The organism is Rhodoferax antarcticus ANT.BR, from assembly GCF_001938565.1.
GTDB classification, from domain to species: Bacteria; Pseudomonadota; Gammaproteobacteria; order Burkholderiales; family Burkholderiaceae_C; genus Rhodoferax; species Rhodoferax antarcticus.
This window is the reverse complement of record NZ_MSYM01000008.1, coordinates 231388-243788: the sequence shown is the minus strand read 5'-3', so window position 1 is coordinate 243788 and position 12401 is coordinate 231388. Positions and strand designations below refer to the sequence as shown.

Sequence of the window (12401 nt, the reverse complement as noted above, 5' to 3'; positions counted from 1 at the left end):
TAAGAACACTGTATGACAGTTTCATGAAGCCCAAATGTCATCAAATTGACATCAGCCCTATGAACAATCGCTGCGGATGACACACCGGTTCAACACGGCTCAAGCCACCTGGAAACTTGTTCGCGTCGGCTCGCATCTGGCACTCGGCTGGTGGACGGTCAAGCGGATTTTCCCCCGGCTGGACTGGCACCAAAAACAACAGCAAAAACAGGCTTGGGCCCTTACGTTACTTGCGCTACTAGCTATTAAATTAGAAGTGAGCGGTGAGCCTGCGCAGCGCGGCCCGGTGCTGCTGGTGGCCAACCATATCTCGTGGCTGGACATTGTGGTGCTGATGGCCACTTGCCCCTGCCGCTTTGTGGCCAAAGCCGAGGTCAGCCACTGGCCGCTGCTGGGCACGCTGGCAACCGGTCTGGGCACGCTGTTTGTCACCCGCGAGTCACCCCGCGACGCGGTACGTGTGGTGCATCAGATGGCTGAGCATCTGCAAGCCGGTGACCTGCTGGCCATTTTCCCCGAGGGCACCACCAGCCAGGGCACACAGCTGCTGCCGTTTCACGCCAATTTATTTCAGGCAGCGGTGTCTGCGGGCGCGCCCGTGCAGCCGGTGGCCTTGCAGTTTATTGATGCGGCCAGCGGCGAACCCAGTCTGGCGCCTTGCTACATCAACGACGACAGCTTGCTGCAGTCGATCTGGCGCACCCTGACCGTACCTACTTTGTGTGCGGCAGTGCGATTTGGCGAACCACAAAACGTACTGGGGCGGGACCGCCGGGCGCTGGCGCGCGATGTGCGCGGGGCGGTTGACGCCTTGCGCCAGCCAGCAGCAGCACCCCTGATATGAGGCATCTGCAACAGCCCACTTAGGCTTGCCAAACAATGTTGACTCGGTTAACGCTCGCCGGTGCGGCGCGGCGCAAAGGCAGCCTCAGGCGCCTAAAAAATGTTTGCGATAACGCGCGGGCAGGTCGTGGATGCGCATCAGCATGGGCAGGTCGGCGGTGTTGAAGTCCGGATCCCAGGCGGGCGCACCCAGCACTTTGGCCCCCAGGCGCAGGTAGCCTTTGATCAGCGCGGGTGGCTCCACCGCCAGACTGCTGTCGAGCTCGTCCACCGGCAGTGGCAAGCGCGGGCGTACATGGAACTCGATTGGCGCCAAATGCGTGGCCTGCAACTGGCGCCAGATGCTGGCCGCCACATCACCGCTGACGACACCGTTGTGCAGCATCGGAATGCTGGCGCAGCCGACCATGGTGTCGAGCTGGTTGCGCACCATGAACTCGGCCAGCGCGCCCCACAGCGCCATGATCACGCCGCCGTGGCGGTAATCCGGGTGCACGCAGCTGCGGCCCAGCTCCACCATGCGCTCACGCAAGGGGCGCAGGCGCACCAGGTCAAATTCGGTGTCGCTGTAGGTGCTGCCAACACGCTTGGCCTGTGCCGGGGTCAGCACGCGGTAGGTGCCGACCACCTCTTGGCTTGCCACGTCGCGCACCAGCAAGTGCTCGCAGTAGTTGTCAAACAAATCCACATCGTGGCCGGGCACCGTGGTGCTCAGGCGGGCACCCATTTCCTCGGCAAAAACCTGGTACCTCAGGCGCTGTGCCTGGCGGACCTCGTCCGCATGGCGTGCCCACGTGACTTGCAGACCGCCGCGCTCAACGCTTGCCACATTTTCCAAAGCTTGGGGTCGATGAAGTGACCCCCTGGGCAGCGATACCGGGGAAAGTGCAAAAGTCGGGTTGGGTAGCTCTTTCATATTTGTGGCTCCTTGGTTGTTGCCCTGATGCTCAAGCCCAAAGGTGACGGGTTGATGGCGAATTGATGACATTTCCGTGACGTAGACTCTTTTCTGGGTGGCGCAAGCAGCCGCCTTGCTATCGCCACCGATTTGTGCCAAAGTGACCTAAATAACAGACAAAGAAACCGCCATGAGTTTTTTGATGCGTCGTGCCACTTATCTTCTTACTTGCGTGCTGCTGCTGGGAGCCACTTCAGCCAACGCCCAGGGTATGCGCCCCGGCCAAGGCATGGGGCGCGGCATGGGCCAGGGCGCAGGCGGTGGTCAAGGCGCGGCCTGGGCCAACCTAAGTGCGTTTGTGCCGGGCGATGCCAAACTTGGCAAGGCGGTGGCAGAGCAAACATGTGCGGCCTGCCATGGTGTGGATGGCAACAGCATTGCCGCAGTGTTTCCCAAGCTAGCTGGCCAGAAAGAGAGTTACCTGGTCCGGCAGCTGACCAATTTCAGCACCAATGCACGTCAAAACGACCTGATGAATCCGATTGCGCACCAGCTGGACCCAGACAGTCTGCGCAACGTGGCCGCCTGGTACGCCACGCAGACCATCAAGCCAGCCAATGATGGCGACAGCAAGCTCATCGCCGCTGGTCGGCGGGTTTTTGAGGCGGGTGACATCAGCCAGCACAACCCGCCGTGCACCCATTGCCACCTGGCCAACCCACCGCCAGGCCCCGGTGCCCTGGCACCGCTCTTGGCAGGGCAATTTTCGGGTTATCTGCAAGCGCAACTGCTGCAGCTGCGCAGCGGCCAGCGTAGCCACGCCCTGATGATGCCGATGATGGCCGCGCGCCTTTCAGACGCCCAGATTGAGGCGGTTGCCGCCTACATCTCGCAGCTTCACTGATCTGATCAAACGCGGCGCGGGCGCAATAGCGGGCCCATGCCAGTGCCGCAATCCACTATCGGCCCGCGAAAAAAGGAAATGATCATGTTCAAAATCAACCGTCGTACCAGCCTGATGTCCGCCCTGCTGCTGGCCAGTAGCACTGTTGCCCTGGCCGCCGGGCCAGGTTATGGCCTGAACCGCAACAACACCGTGGGCTGGACGCTGATGACCGTTCAGGAGCGCAACGATTTTCAGCAAAAAATCCATGCCAGCAAAACTTTTGACGAGTGCAAAGTCATCCAGACCGAGCACCATGCGCAAATGGAGGTCCGCGCCAAGGAAAAGGGCCTTGAACTTCCCCCTGCCACGGTCAACGCCTGTGACCGCATGAAGGCGCGCGGCTTTATCCAGTGAAGCCCCTGCGGCCATAGTGGGCGTTGTCAGGCGCTGGTACATTCGCCTTCATGCCTAACGGTGGCTTTTCTCAACCCCGCATGATGGCCTGCACGCCTTGGCTGCCGTGTGTGGCTATGACAGTATCTTGCTAATCTGCCGCAGTGTTTCATGAGTCAATCGCACAATCACAGCCACTCCGATGTCCATGCCCCTGCCACGTTCAACCGGGCGTTTGCGGTGGGTATCTTGCTCAACGCCGTATTTGTTGCGGTTGAAGCGTTTTATGGTTGGAAGATTAACTCGCTGGCGCTGCTGGCGGACGCCGGTCACAACCTGAGCGATGTGGCCGGGCTGGTGCTGGCCTGGGCCGGTGCGCTGGCGGGCAAGGTGCGCCCTGATGCCCGCTACACCTACGGTTTCAAGCGCGCGTCCATCCTGGCGGCCTTTGTCAACGCCTTGCTGCTGCTGGTGGCGATGGGCTCGCTGGGCTGGGAGGCGGCGGGGCGGCTGCAGTCGCCCGAGCCGACGCAGGGCTGGACCATCATGGCCGTGGCTGGGGTGGGCATCGTCATCAACACCGCCACGGCGCTGATGTTCATGCGCGGGCGAAAAGATGATCTGAACATTCGCGGCGCGTTTTTACACATGGCTGCTGATGCGCTGGTGTCGCTGGGCGTGGTCATTGGTGGCGCGCTGTACCTGTGGCAAGGCTGGGGCTGGATTGACCCGGTGATGAGTCTGGCCATTGCGGTGGTGATTGTCTGGGGCACCTGGGGCCTGTTCAGGCAATCCTTGCACCTGCTGTTTGACGGTGTGCCACAGGACGTGGACCTGGCCGCTGTGCGCCAACTGCTGCTGGGTTTGCCCGGCGTAACCGAAGTGCATGACCTGCACGTCTGGGCCATGGGCACCAGCGATATTGCGCTGACCGCGCACCTGGTGGTGCAAGACGGCGAGCAAAGCAGTGCCTGCTTGCTGCTTGAAGCCGAGCACGAACTGCACGAACACTTCGAGATTCGCCACGTCACCCTGCAGCTGGAAACACCCGCCTACGCGCAACAATGCAGCTTACGGCTGGGTGCGGCCTGCCAGTAGATGCTCTGATAGATATAGCTACTAGCGCTTACATGGTAAGGGCTGGAAGGCTATTTGTTATTTAGAACTGCGCCAAGTGCAACGTCTTTGCGGTGGTCAACAAATGCGTTTGCTGCCGCTCGCACTTGGCCCTTCACACGCATAAGCAACGTGACATCCTGCACATTTTGGATGAAACAAACCGACGTACCGCGGTCTTTCACCAGCGAACGAACGCCTCTGCTGGGCGACTGTCGCACTCAGAACACAATTGACGGTGTGCGAGCCACGCCGGACTGGAATGTGACCAGCCAATCAGATCCCTTCTACCCCGATGGTCAGCCGGTCACTTGGTGAATTGCGGCGGCCGGGCCGGGGTAGGACTGTTTGGTAACTGCCATTCGATCATGGGGCGCTGCTTCTTTTACCCGACAGTTGCCCATGGCCAGTCAGCGGCCGTATTCGGCTTGGCGTACTTGCTGGGAATTGAACTGATGCCGCGCATCCGGCGCTGGCAAAAACTTACGCTTTATCGATCCGACAACGCAGACAGGCACTCAAGGATCAACGACCTGTTTGCCGCAACCGTCAACTCCAAGGGCGTCGATATCCGTCCTGCCGATCGGTCCTTCCTGAGCCCCTATACCGCCAATAAGCTCAAGCGATTCGGCGAGTACCTAACCGACATGAAACCCGATGCGATGCCGACTAGGACAACCCTGTAAATAGAAGATTTAGGCGATGTGGCCAATCTTTATACGAATCTTACTGACGGGCCTATTAGGAAGCGGACTTTTTGCGTTTGATGTAGCCCGCAAAGCACAAGCCCAGCAACATTAATGACAAGGTTTGCGGCTCTGGAATGTGCTGCTGCTCGAAGGGGGTGCCCAGATTCGCATCCGAGACGGCGAAGACAAAGAATTTGTTGTCACCGGCCACACCCGGCACAAAATCGTTATCGTTAGAGACAAACAAGGTGTGCTTGATCTCCCCACTGATGGTTACATCGTCGCCAAACGCCAGGCCTTCGATTTTTGATGGGATTTGATCCGACGAGATGCTGTTGGCATTTAGCACGGACACCATGTCTAGCACCAACGATTTTGAAACGGCAGCTTTTTTCAGTGCCGTCTGATCAGCGGTCGAGTTTGTCAACGCCGTGACGTCCATCGCACCCGTTAGCGGGTGGAGCCGGTGCGTGTCAGCGACCACGCCAGCTTTGCCCGCGCCGCCTGGCCGCATGGCGGCGCCGACCCCATTCACGCAGCTGACCTGCTGCCGATGCCGTTTAGCGCCGCCGCCTTGCAAACGATGAGCGCCAATGTGAGCCGTGTGCAAAACCGACTGCAGCGCCAAATTCTGGTAGAAAACCTCAGCGCCTACCTGCGTTGGACGCCTGCGGCCGATGAGCCTTTCATGGCCGAGCCCGATTTTTTGTCGCAGTTGGCGCTGCATACCGGCTGCGCGCTGCTGGTCGATGTGAACAACCTGTATGTCTACGCGCTCAACGCCCGCATTCACGGCCAGGGTGGTGACCCGGTGCAGCACTGCTGCGCCTGGCTAGACGCCATTGCACCGGGTGATGTGGGTGAAATTCATCTGGCCGGGCATTGCCATGTGCTGCCCGAGCCGGGCGGCGCGCCGCTTGACGAGATCGTCATCGACGACCATGGCAGCCGGGTCTGTGCGGCGGTTTGGCACATTTACCGCCACGCAGTTGACCGCTTTGGCCCAGTGCCCACCTTGATTGAGTGGGACACCGACATTCCCGCGTTGCAAGTGCTGCTGGACGAAGCTGCACTGGCGCGTGAGGTAGGCGCACAGCAGCTGACCAGCCGCGCGCCTGCCACGGGCCGAGCCGCTGCACAGATGCCTGCGCACAAGGTGCTGGCATGAACCGGCTGGCCGCGCAGCAACAAGCTTTGCTTGCCAGCCTGTTCGACTGGCCGCCCGATGTTGCTATCAACAACCTAGCTTCTTACGCAGACAGTACCTGGGCTAGAGGCCTAAAAGTCTATCAAGCCAATGGCCACGCGCTGGCGCAGCGGGCGCTGCAGGCGGCGTATCCGGTGCTGGCGCAACTGCTGGGCAGCGAGAGCTTTGCCGCTTTAGCGCAAGATTTTTGGCACCAGCAGCCGCCCCAACGCGGCGACATCGGCCAATGGGGCGAGGCTCTGTAAGCGTTTGTCCGCAGCAGCGCGCAGCTGGCCGAAGAACCGTACTTGACCGACGTAACGGCGCTGGAGTGGGCGCTGCACCGCTGCGCCAGCGCGGCCAACGCCACGCAGGATGCCGCCAGCTTTGCGCTGCTGGGTCAGCACGGTGCCGATGCCTTGCAATTGCGGCTGGCGCCGGGCTGCGCGGTGCTGACCAGCGACTGGCCGGTGGTCAGCATCGTCAACGCGCATCTGCAGCACCGCCCGACGCTGGCCGAGGCTGGCCAGCTGCTGCGCGAAGGCGTGGGTGAGTGCGCGCTGGTTTGGCGTGTGGGCCTGCGCGCGCAGCTGCGCCAGGCCTGGCCGGGCGAAGCATGTTGGTTGGGCGCGCTGGCGCAGGGGCACAGCCTGGGTGCTGCGCTGGCCGCCGCTGCGCAGCTAGACGTGGACGCCTGGCTGCCCATGGCTGTGCAGACGGGGCTTTTGCTTGGCGTGCGCCTGATTGCGCTGGATCAAGCCGGTGCGCCCAATGTCAACGCTGGTGACAGCGCTCTGGTGTGATTTGCTGGCGCACCTTGGCAGATCACACCTTGCTTTTATTTCAATAGCTACCAGCGCTTTACCTGTAAGTGCTAGAGCCATATTTGATACGTAAAACAGGAGTCCCGTCATGGCCAACATCATCACCCCGGCAAACACAAGTGCCGCCGCACCTGGCTGGCTTTGCTTGGCGCTGCGGCCGTTTCACGGGCCCAACGCCCGGCTCGACGCGCTGCAAAGCGTGGCAGCACTGGCCGCGCGCGGTTTTGTGGCCGAGGCATTTTTCAAATCCGGGCTGACCAAACTGCACGACTGGGACACCACGCTGGCGCTGTTTCAGGACGAATACTCTGTTTCGCTGGTGCCGCATCAGGTGGCGGCCGTCATGGGCACCGGGGGTGAACTGGTGTTGCCGGTGCTGCTGCTGCTGGGCCTGGGTGGGCGCTTTGCGCCGCTGGGCTTGTCCTTCGTGAACTTGGTGGCGGTGGTGTCGCTCAGCGAAATTGCCCCGGCCGCGCTGCAGCAGCATGTGACCTGGGGGGTGTTGTTGGTTGCGCTGGCCTTGTTTGGCAGCGGGCGCTGGGCGCTTGACAGCCTGCTACTGCGCCGCTGGCCAGGCCTGACGCGATAAATGCTATTTATTAAATAGCGGCTTAATCAATTTATACGAGGGCTACAGGCTGATTAGGCATTAACAATTGTACCAAGCCTGCCAGGCTGATCGCCTGCGCACCGTGGCGCAAGGGGAATTGCTCAACGCCGGGGTACACCACATAGCGGCGCGTGATGGCCAGGTCGTCGCAGGCGATGGCAAAGCCCTTTTGTGGACTGGGGGCGCTGGAGCGTTTGACCTCCACGGCGATCTCGGGCGTGTTGCCGCGTGCCAGCACCAGATCGATTTCGGCACCATCTTGCGTGCGGTAAAAGTAGGCGCCATAGCGCGGCCCGGCCACTTGCATCAGGGTCTCCAGCACCATGCCCTCGTAGCTGTGCCCGGCAACCGGGTGACCCAGAACATCGTCCAGGGTTTCAAGCGCCAGCAGGGCGTGCACGATGCCACTGTCGCGCACATAGGTTTTGGGTGTTTTAACCAAGCGTTTGCCCGCATTGCAGCTCCAGGGTTGCACGCTGCGCACCAGTTGCAAACTCACCAGCAAGTCAAGATAACGGGCAACGGTGGGCACCGACACGCCTAGAGCCTGCGCCAGTCGGGACTGCGCCAGCAATTCGCCCTGGTTGTGCGCCAGCATGGTCCACAAGCGACCCACGGCAGGCGCTGGCAAGCGCGGCGCGAACATCGGCACGTCGCGCTCCAGGTAGGAGCGAATGAAATCTCGCCGCCAGTCCAGGCTGACCGTGTCGGTGGCAGCCAAAAGACTGTCAGGGAAACCACCGCGCAACCACAAGGTGTTGGGTGGGGCGGCATTGCCCACTTCGCCCTCGGTTAGCGGTGCCACCTCCAGATAGGCCACCCGTCCTGCCAAGGTTTCAGACGCTTGTTGCATCAAATCCAGTGCAGCTGAGCCCAGCAGCAAAAAGTGCCCGCTGCGCAGTCCTGCTGCGCGCCAATCGTCGATGATGCCGCGCAACACCTCAAACAATTGCGGCACACGGTGAATTTCGTCTATCACCACCAGCTTGCCCTGCTGGGCGCGCAGGTAGCTGTCGGCATCGTCGAGTTTGCGTCGATCCGCCGGGCGCTCCATGTCGAGGTAAAGCGACTGACCAGGCCAGTCGGCGGCGATGGCGCGGGCTAAAGTCGTCTTGCCCACTTGGCGCGGGCCCAGGAGGACAACCGCGGGCATATTAGCCAGCTTTTCACGGATGGCAAACTCGATAGCCCGCGGGATGATGGAAGGCTTCATCACCGTTATTTTAACGCAAAACGTTCAAATAACGGGGTTATTATTTTACTCCGCAAGGCGTGTCACAAGGCCCGCGCGCTAACCCCGCTCGTACCACCCCTTGGAGCGATTGACCACATTCACCACCAGCAGCATCACCGGCACCTCAATCAGCACGCCCACCACCGTGGCCAACGCGGCACCGGAGTTGAAGCCAAACAGGCTGATGGCTGCGGCCACCGCCAGCTCGAAAAAGTTCGACGCACCGATCAGCGCTGACGGGCAGGCCACCGAATGCTTTTCACCCACCGCCCGGTTCAGCCAATACGCCAGGCCCGAATTGAACAGCACCTGGATCAGAATCGGCACGGCCAGCAGCGCAATCACCAGCGGCTGGCGAAGAATCGCCTCGCCCTGAAACGCAAACAGCAGCACCAGCGTGGCCAGTAACGCGGTAATCGACCACGGGCCGATCTTCGCCATGGCCGCCTCAAACGCCTGCGGCCCTTTGGCCAGCAGTGTTTTGCGCAGCAGCTGCGCCAGGATCACCGGGATCACGATGTACAGCACCACCGACACCAGCAGCGTGTCCCATGGCACGATGATGCTCGACAAGCCCAGCAAAAACGCCACCAGCGGCGCAAACGCCACCACCATGATGCTGTCGTTCAGCGCCACTTGCGTCAGGGTAAACAGCGGGTCGCCACCGGTGAGGCGGCTCCAGACAAACACCATGGCGGTGCAGGGTGCCGCCGCCAGCAAAATCAGCCCGGCAATGTAGCTGTCGATCTGGTCCGGCGGCAACCAGGGCGCAAACAGCTGGCGAATGAACAGCCACCCCAGAAACGCCATGGAAAACGGCTTCACCAGCCAGTTGACAAACAGCGTGACGCCGATGCCCTTAGCATGCTGGCGCACCTCGTGAAGGGCGCCAAAATCAACCTTCACCAGCATCGGGATGATCATCACCCAGATCAACAAGCCCACCGGCAGGTTGACCTGCGCCACCTGCATGCGGCCAATGGTCTGAAACACACCGGGCAAAAACCGCCCCAGGCCAATGCCAACCACGATGCACAGCAGCACCCACACCGTCAAATAGCGCTCAAACACGCTCATGGGCGCACCGGCTGCGCGTTTGCCGGTCACTTCACATTGGGCACTCATGACTCAGGCCTTGGCCAAGTCGCGGGCTGTGTTTTGCAACATGGTTTTTTGTAGCTTTTCAACAGGCAGGCTCACCAGCAATTGCAACCGCCGCATGAGCGCGAGCAGCGTCTGACGAAAGGCCTCCAACTTTTGCGCATCAGTACCGTCACCAGCAGATGGGTCGGCGTAGCCCCAATGCGCGGTAGCTGGCTGGCCGGGCCAATAGGGGCAAACTTCACCGGCCGCGTTGTCGCAGACGGTGATCACCAGGTCCATGTGCGGGGCGTCGGGCAGGCCAAACTCGTCCCATGATTTGCTGTGCAGGCCGTCGATAGAGATGCCCGCGCTTTGCAGCATCTGCAAGCCCAGCGGGTTGGGTTGCTGGTTGTCACGCGGGCTGCTGCCAGCGGAAAAGCCCTTGAAGCGGCCTTTGCCAATGAGGTTCAGGATGGCTTCAGCCAGAATGCTGCGCGCCGAGTTGTGGGTGCATAAAAACAGGACATTGAGAGTTGCTTCAGGCATGCTTGGGTTCCTGGAAGTTGGGCAAGAGCTTGTGTTAAAAAATTGGTTTCTTTATTTGCGCGTTTCTTCAGAGAGCCGACGTACCTTCGCTGCAGTCCACGGGCGAGCAGAGTTCGCCACATTGTTCCGGCTGGCCGGTGCAACACTCCTCGGTGAGAAAGGTGATCAGTTCCTGCACCACGGCCAAGTTCGCGCGGTAGCGCAGGAAGCGCCCTTCCTGCACCACGCCCAGCAACTGGTTGTGCGTCAAGGCCTTCAGGTGAAAGGACAAATTGGTCGGCGCAATGCCCAGCGCACTGCCAATTTCGCCGGCCACCAGCCCTTGCGGTCCGGTCTTGACCAGCAAGCGGTAAATGTCCAACCGTACGGCAGATGAGAGTGATTCAAAGATAGGGGTGGCTGAGGCGGTGTTCATATTTCAATAATACAACATTTATTGAATAGACAGAACGATTCCGAATGCTTGCAAGGTGAGCAAAACCACGATTTGATGCGCAGTCTGGGCCGTTAGATCCTCGTTGACACAGCTTTGACATTTTTCCGCCACACTAAAAAAGTAAACTGCTGTTATGAACAACGGTACCTTCCTGGCAGCCATCGACCTGGGCTCCAACAGCTTTCGGCTTGAAATCGGGCAATACGACCACGGCCAGATCCAGCGCGTGGACTACCTGAAAGAGACCGTGCGCCTGGGCAACGGCTTTGACGAGGAACGCAACCTGTCGCTGCAGGCCATGACGCGCGGCTGGGATTGCCTGGCGCGTTTTGCCGAACGCCTGGCAGGCTTCAGCACCGCGCAGGTGCGTGCGGTGGCCACGCAAACCCTGCGTGAGGCCAAAAACCGCGACGAATTCATCCAGCGCGGCAGCCAGATTCTGGGCTTTCCGATCGAGGTGATTGCCGGCACCGAAGAAGCGCGCCTGATCTATCTTGGCGTGGCGCAACTGCTGCCGCAAAACAGCGAGCGGCGGCTGGTGATCGACATCGGCGGGCGCTCTACCGAACTGGTGCTGGGCCATGACTTGCAAGCCACCCAGACCGCCTCTTACCGGGTAGGGAGCGTGGCCTGGTCGATGAAGTACTTTCCCAATGGCGAGTTCACCGAAGCCACCCTGTACCGTGCTGAAATCGCCGCCCAGGCGGTGCTGGACGACGCGCTCACCAACTACCCGCGCAGCGCCTGGGATAAGGCTTACGGCGCCTCCGGTACGGTGGCTGCGGTGGCTGTGATTCTGCAGCAGGCCGGTTTTCCGGCCGGGCTCATCAGCCGCGACGGACTGAACTGGCTGGTCAAATGCCTGCTGCGCGCGGGCAACGTCAACCTGGTAGCGCTGGAAGGTCTCAAGGACGACCGCCGCGCCGTGCTGGGTGGCGGCGTGAGCGTGCTGCATGGGTTGATGAAACTGCTGCGCATTGACACCCTGCATGTGGCCGAAGGCGCGCTGCGCCACGGCGTGCTGCTGGAGATGGTCGAGCGCGACGCCCATAACACTGACGCGCGTGACAGCTCGGTGCAGCGGCTGGCGCAAAAGTTTGCAGTAGATGGCGCGCAGGCGCAGCGCGTGGCGCGGGTGGCGGGCCGCTTACTGACGCAGATGCTGCCCACCAGCCCGGATGCCACCAGCCTGGAGGCCGCCCGCATCCTGCAGCGCAAACTGGGCTGGGCCGCAACGCTGCATGAGATTGGCATGGCCATCGCCAGTTGCGACTACCATAAGCACGGTGCCTACATTCTGCAAAACGCCGACACCGTTGGCTTCAGTTTGCCGGAGCTGCAGCGCCTGGGCTTGCTGGTGCTGGGACACCGTGGCAAGCTGAAAAAGATCGGTGTCGACTTTGAAGAAGTTGGCTTTGTCATGCAATTGCTGGCGCTGCGCCTGGCCGTCATCTTGTGTCACGCTCGGCAAGACCCGCAGGACGACGGCGTCAGCCTGAGCTACACCCCCACCTGCCAGCGCTATGCCTTGACCACCAGCTCAGCCTGGGTGACGAGCTACCCGCAGTCGGCCCACTTGCTGCGCCAGGAAAGCCTGGCCTGGCAAAGATTGCCCTGGCGTTTTGACCTGCTGGTGCAGTAGCCGCGGCGCGTGCGC

Annotated in this window: 16 protein-coding genes; 10 read left to right on the top strand and 6 right to left on the bottom strand. The window is 61.0% G+C overall.

Annotated elements, in window-relative coordinates:
* The first annotated feature begins 76 nt into the window (after positions 1-76).
* Positions 77-844, top strand: a complete 768-nt coding sequence (locus BLL52_RS06100; RefSeq protein ID WP_075585802.1) for a lysophospholipid acyltransferase family protein — start codon at positions 77-79, stop codon at positions 842-844.
* Between the two features lie 84 nt (positions 845-928).
* Here BLL52_RS06100 and BLL52_RS06095 read toward each other — a convergent pair whose 3' ends face one another.
* The gene (locus BLL52_RS06095; protein ID WP_075585904.1) at positions 929-1759 is read right to left on the bottom strand and encodes a GNAT family N-acetyltransferase; all 831 of its coding nucleotides are present in this window, start codon (positions 1757-1759) and stop codon (positions 929-931) included.
* Between the two features lie 172 nt (positions 1760-1931).
* Between BLL52_RS06095 and BLL52_RS06090 the strand changes: the two genes are divergently transcribed.
* The 4 genes from BLL52_RS06090 to BLL52_RS06075 all read left to right on the top strand — a co-directional run bounded on the left by BLL52_RS06090 (position 1932) and on the right by BLL52_RS06075 (position 4822).
* Positions 1932-2645 carry a c-type cytochrome gene (locus BLL52_RS06090; protein WP_083633812.1) on the top strand — a complete coding sequence of 238 codons (714 nt, stop codon included), beginning with the start codon at positions 1932-1934 and terminating at the stop codon, positions 2643-2645.
* A gap of 84 nt (positions 2646-2729) precedes the next feature.
* Complete coding sequence (locus BLL52_RS06085; protein WP_198930598.1) at positions 2730-3041, top strand: hypothetical protein; 312 nt, start codon at positions 2730-2732, stop codon at positions 3039-3041.
* Between the two features lie 150 nt (positions 3042-3191).
* Positions 3192-4118 carry a cation diffusion facilitator family transporter gene (locus BLL52_RS06080; RefSeq protein WP_075585801.1) on the top strand — a complete coding sequence of 309 codons (927 nt, stop codon included), beginning with the start codon at positions 3192-3194 and terminating at the stop codon, positions 4116-4118.
* A 386-nt stretch (positions 4119-4504) separates the two neighbouring features.
* Positions 4505-4822 carry a Tn3 family transposase gene (locus BLL52_RS06075; protein ID WP_075585800.1) on the top strand — a complete coding sequence of 106 codons (318 nt, stop codon included), beginning with the start codon at positions 4505-4507 and terminating at the stop codon, positions 4820-4822.
* Positions 4823-4877: 55 nt separating this feature from the next.
* On the opposite strand, the gene BLL52_RS06070 is transcribed toward BLL52_RS06075, so the two are convergent.
* Complete coding sequence (locus BLL52_RS06070) at positions 4878-5183, bottom strand: PEP-CTERM sorting domain-containing protein (RefSeq protein ID WP_206744488.1); 306 nt, start codon at positions 5181-5183, stop codon at positions 4878-4880.
* Positions 5184-5291: 108 nt separating this feature from the next.
* Between BLL52_RS06070 and BLL52_RS06065 the strand changes: the two genes are divergently transcribed.
* The 4 genes from BLL52_RS06065 to BLL52_RS06050 all read left to right on the top strand — a co-directional run bounded on the left by BLL52_RS06065 (position 5292) and on the right by BLL52_RS06050 (position 7424).
* On the top strand, positions 5292-5993 hold the full coding sequence (locus tag BLL52_RS06065) for a multinuclear nonheme iron-dependent oxidase (protein ID WP_241839029.1): 702 nt from the start codon (positions 5292-5294) through the stop codon (positions 5991-5993).
* Positions 5990-6277, top strand: coding sequence for an HvfC/BufC family peptide modification chaperone (locus BLL52_RS06060; RefSeq protein ID WP_075585797.1), 288 nt, complete (start codon positions 5990-5992; stop codon positions 6275-6277). Before BLL52_RS06065 ends, BLL52_RS06060 begins: the two co-directional genes overlap by 4 nt.
* 42 nt (positions 6278-6319) lie before the next feature.
* On the top strand, positions 6320-6814 hold the full coding sequence (locus BLL52_RS06055; protein ID WP_075585796.1) for a hypothetical protein: 495 nt from the start codon (positions 6320-6322) through the stop codon (positions 6812-6814).
* Positions 6815-6923: 109 nt separating this feature from the next.
* A complete protein-coding gene (locus BLL52_RS06050; RefSeq protein ID WP_083633811.1) occupies positions 6924-7424 on the top strand; it encodes a DoxX family protein in 501 nt (166 codons plus the stop codon).
* 31 nt (positions 7425-7455) lie between these two features.
* On the opposite strand, the gene BLL52_RS06045 is transcribed toward BLL52_RS06050, so the two are convergent.
* The 4 genes from BLL52_RS06045 to BLL52_RS06030 form a co-directional block, all read right to left on the bottom strand.
* Positions 7456-8658 (bottom strand): ATP-binding protein, encoded by a 1203-nt coding sequence (locus BLL52_RS06045; RefSeq protein ID WP_075585795.1) that lies wholly within the window; start codon positions 8656-8658, stop codon positions 7456-7458.
* A gap of 78 nt (positions 8659-8736) precedes the next feature.
* Positions 8737-9804 (bottom strand): ACR3 family arsenite efflux transporter, encoded by a 1068-nt coding sequence (gene arsB / locus BLL52_RS06040; protein WP_173861768.1) that lies wholly within the window; start codon positions 9802-9804, stop codon positions 8737-8739.
* Positions 9805-9807: 3 nt separating this feature from the next.
* A complete protein-coding gene (locus BLL52_RS06035) occupies positions 9808-10308 on the bottom strand; it encodes an arsenate reductase ArsC (protein WP_075585794.1) in 501 nt (166 codons plus the stop codon).
* Between the two features lie 67 nt (positions 10309-10375).
* Positions 10376-10723, bottom strand: coding sequence for an ArsR/SmtB family transcription factor (locus tag BLL52_RS06030; RefSeq protein WP_075585793.1), 348 nt, complete (start codon positions 10721-10723; stop codon positions 10376-10378).
* 154 nt (positions 10724-10877) lie between these two features.
* Between BLL52_RS06030 and BLL52_RS06025 the strand changes: the two genes are divergently transcribed.
* On the top strand, positions 10878-12386 hold the full coding sequence (locus BLL52_RS06025; RefSeq protein WP_075585792.1) for a Ppx/GppA phosphatase family protein: 1509 nt from the start codon (positions 10878-10880) through the stop codon (positions 12384-12386).
* Positions 12387-12401 lie beyond the last annotated feature (15 nt).

Coding starts and splice junctions, on each gene's coding strand:
- BLL52_RS06100 (WP_075585802.1), top strand. CDS start 77: ATGACACACCGGTTCAACACGGCTCAAGCCACCTGGAAACTTGTTCGC.
- BLL52_RS06095 (WP_075585904.1), bottom strand. CDS start 1,759: ATGAAAGAGCTACCCAACCCGACTTTTGCACTTTCCCCGGTATCGCTG.
- BLL52_RS06090 (WP_083633812.1), top strand. CDS start 1,932: ATGAGTTTTTTGATGCGTCGTGCCACTTATCTTCTTACTTGCGTGCTG.
- BLL52_RS06085 (WP_198930598.1), top strand. CDS start 2,730: ATGTTCAAAATCAACCGTCGTACCAGCCTGATGTCCGCCCTGCTGCTG.
- BLL52_RS06080 (WP_075585801.1), top strand. CDS start 3,192: ATGAGTCAATCGCACAATCACAGCCACTCCGATGTCCATGCCCCTGCC.
- BLL52_RS06075 (WP_075585800.1), top strand. CDS start 4,505: ATGGGGCGCTGCTTCTTTTACCCGACAGTTGCCCATGGCCAGTCAGCG.
- BLL52_RS06070 (WP_206744488.1), bottom strand. CDS start 5,183: ATGGTGTCCGTGCTAAATGCCAACAGCATCTCGTCGGATCAAATCCCA.
- BLL52_RS06060 (WP_075585797.1), top strand. CDS start 5,990: ATGAACCGGCTGGCCGCGCAGCAACAAGCTTTGCTTGCCAGCCTGTTC.
- BLL52_RS06050 (WP_083633811.1), top strand. CDS start 6,924: ATGGCCAACATCATCACCCCGGCAAACACAAGTGCCGCCGCACCTGGC.
- BLL52_RS06045 (WP_075585795.1), bottom strand. CDS start 8,658: ATGAAGCCTTCCATCATCCCGCGGGCTATCGAGTTTGCCATCCGTGAA.
- arsB (WP_173861768.1), bottom strand. CDS start 9,804: ATGAGTGCCCAATGTGAAGTGACCGGCAAACGCGCAGCCGGTGCGCCC.
- BLL52_RS06035 (WP_075585794.1), bottom strand. CDS start 10,308: ATGCCTGAAGCAACTCTCAATGTCCTGTTTTTATGCACCCACAACTCG.
- BLL52_RS06030 (WP_075585793.1), bottom strand. CDS start 10,723: ATGAACACCGCCTCAGCCACCCCTATCTTTGAATCACTCTCATCTGCC.
- BLL52_RS06025 (WP_075585792.1), top strand. CDS start 10,878: ATGAACAACGGTACCTTCCTGGCAGCCATCGACCTGGGCTCCAACAGC.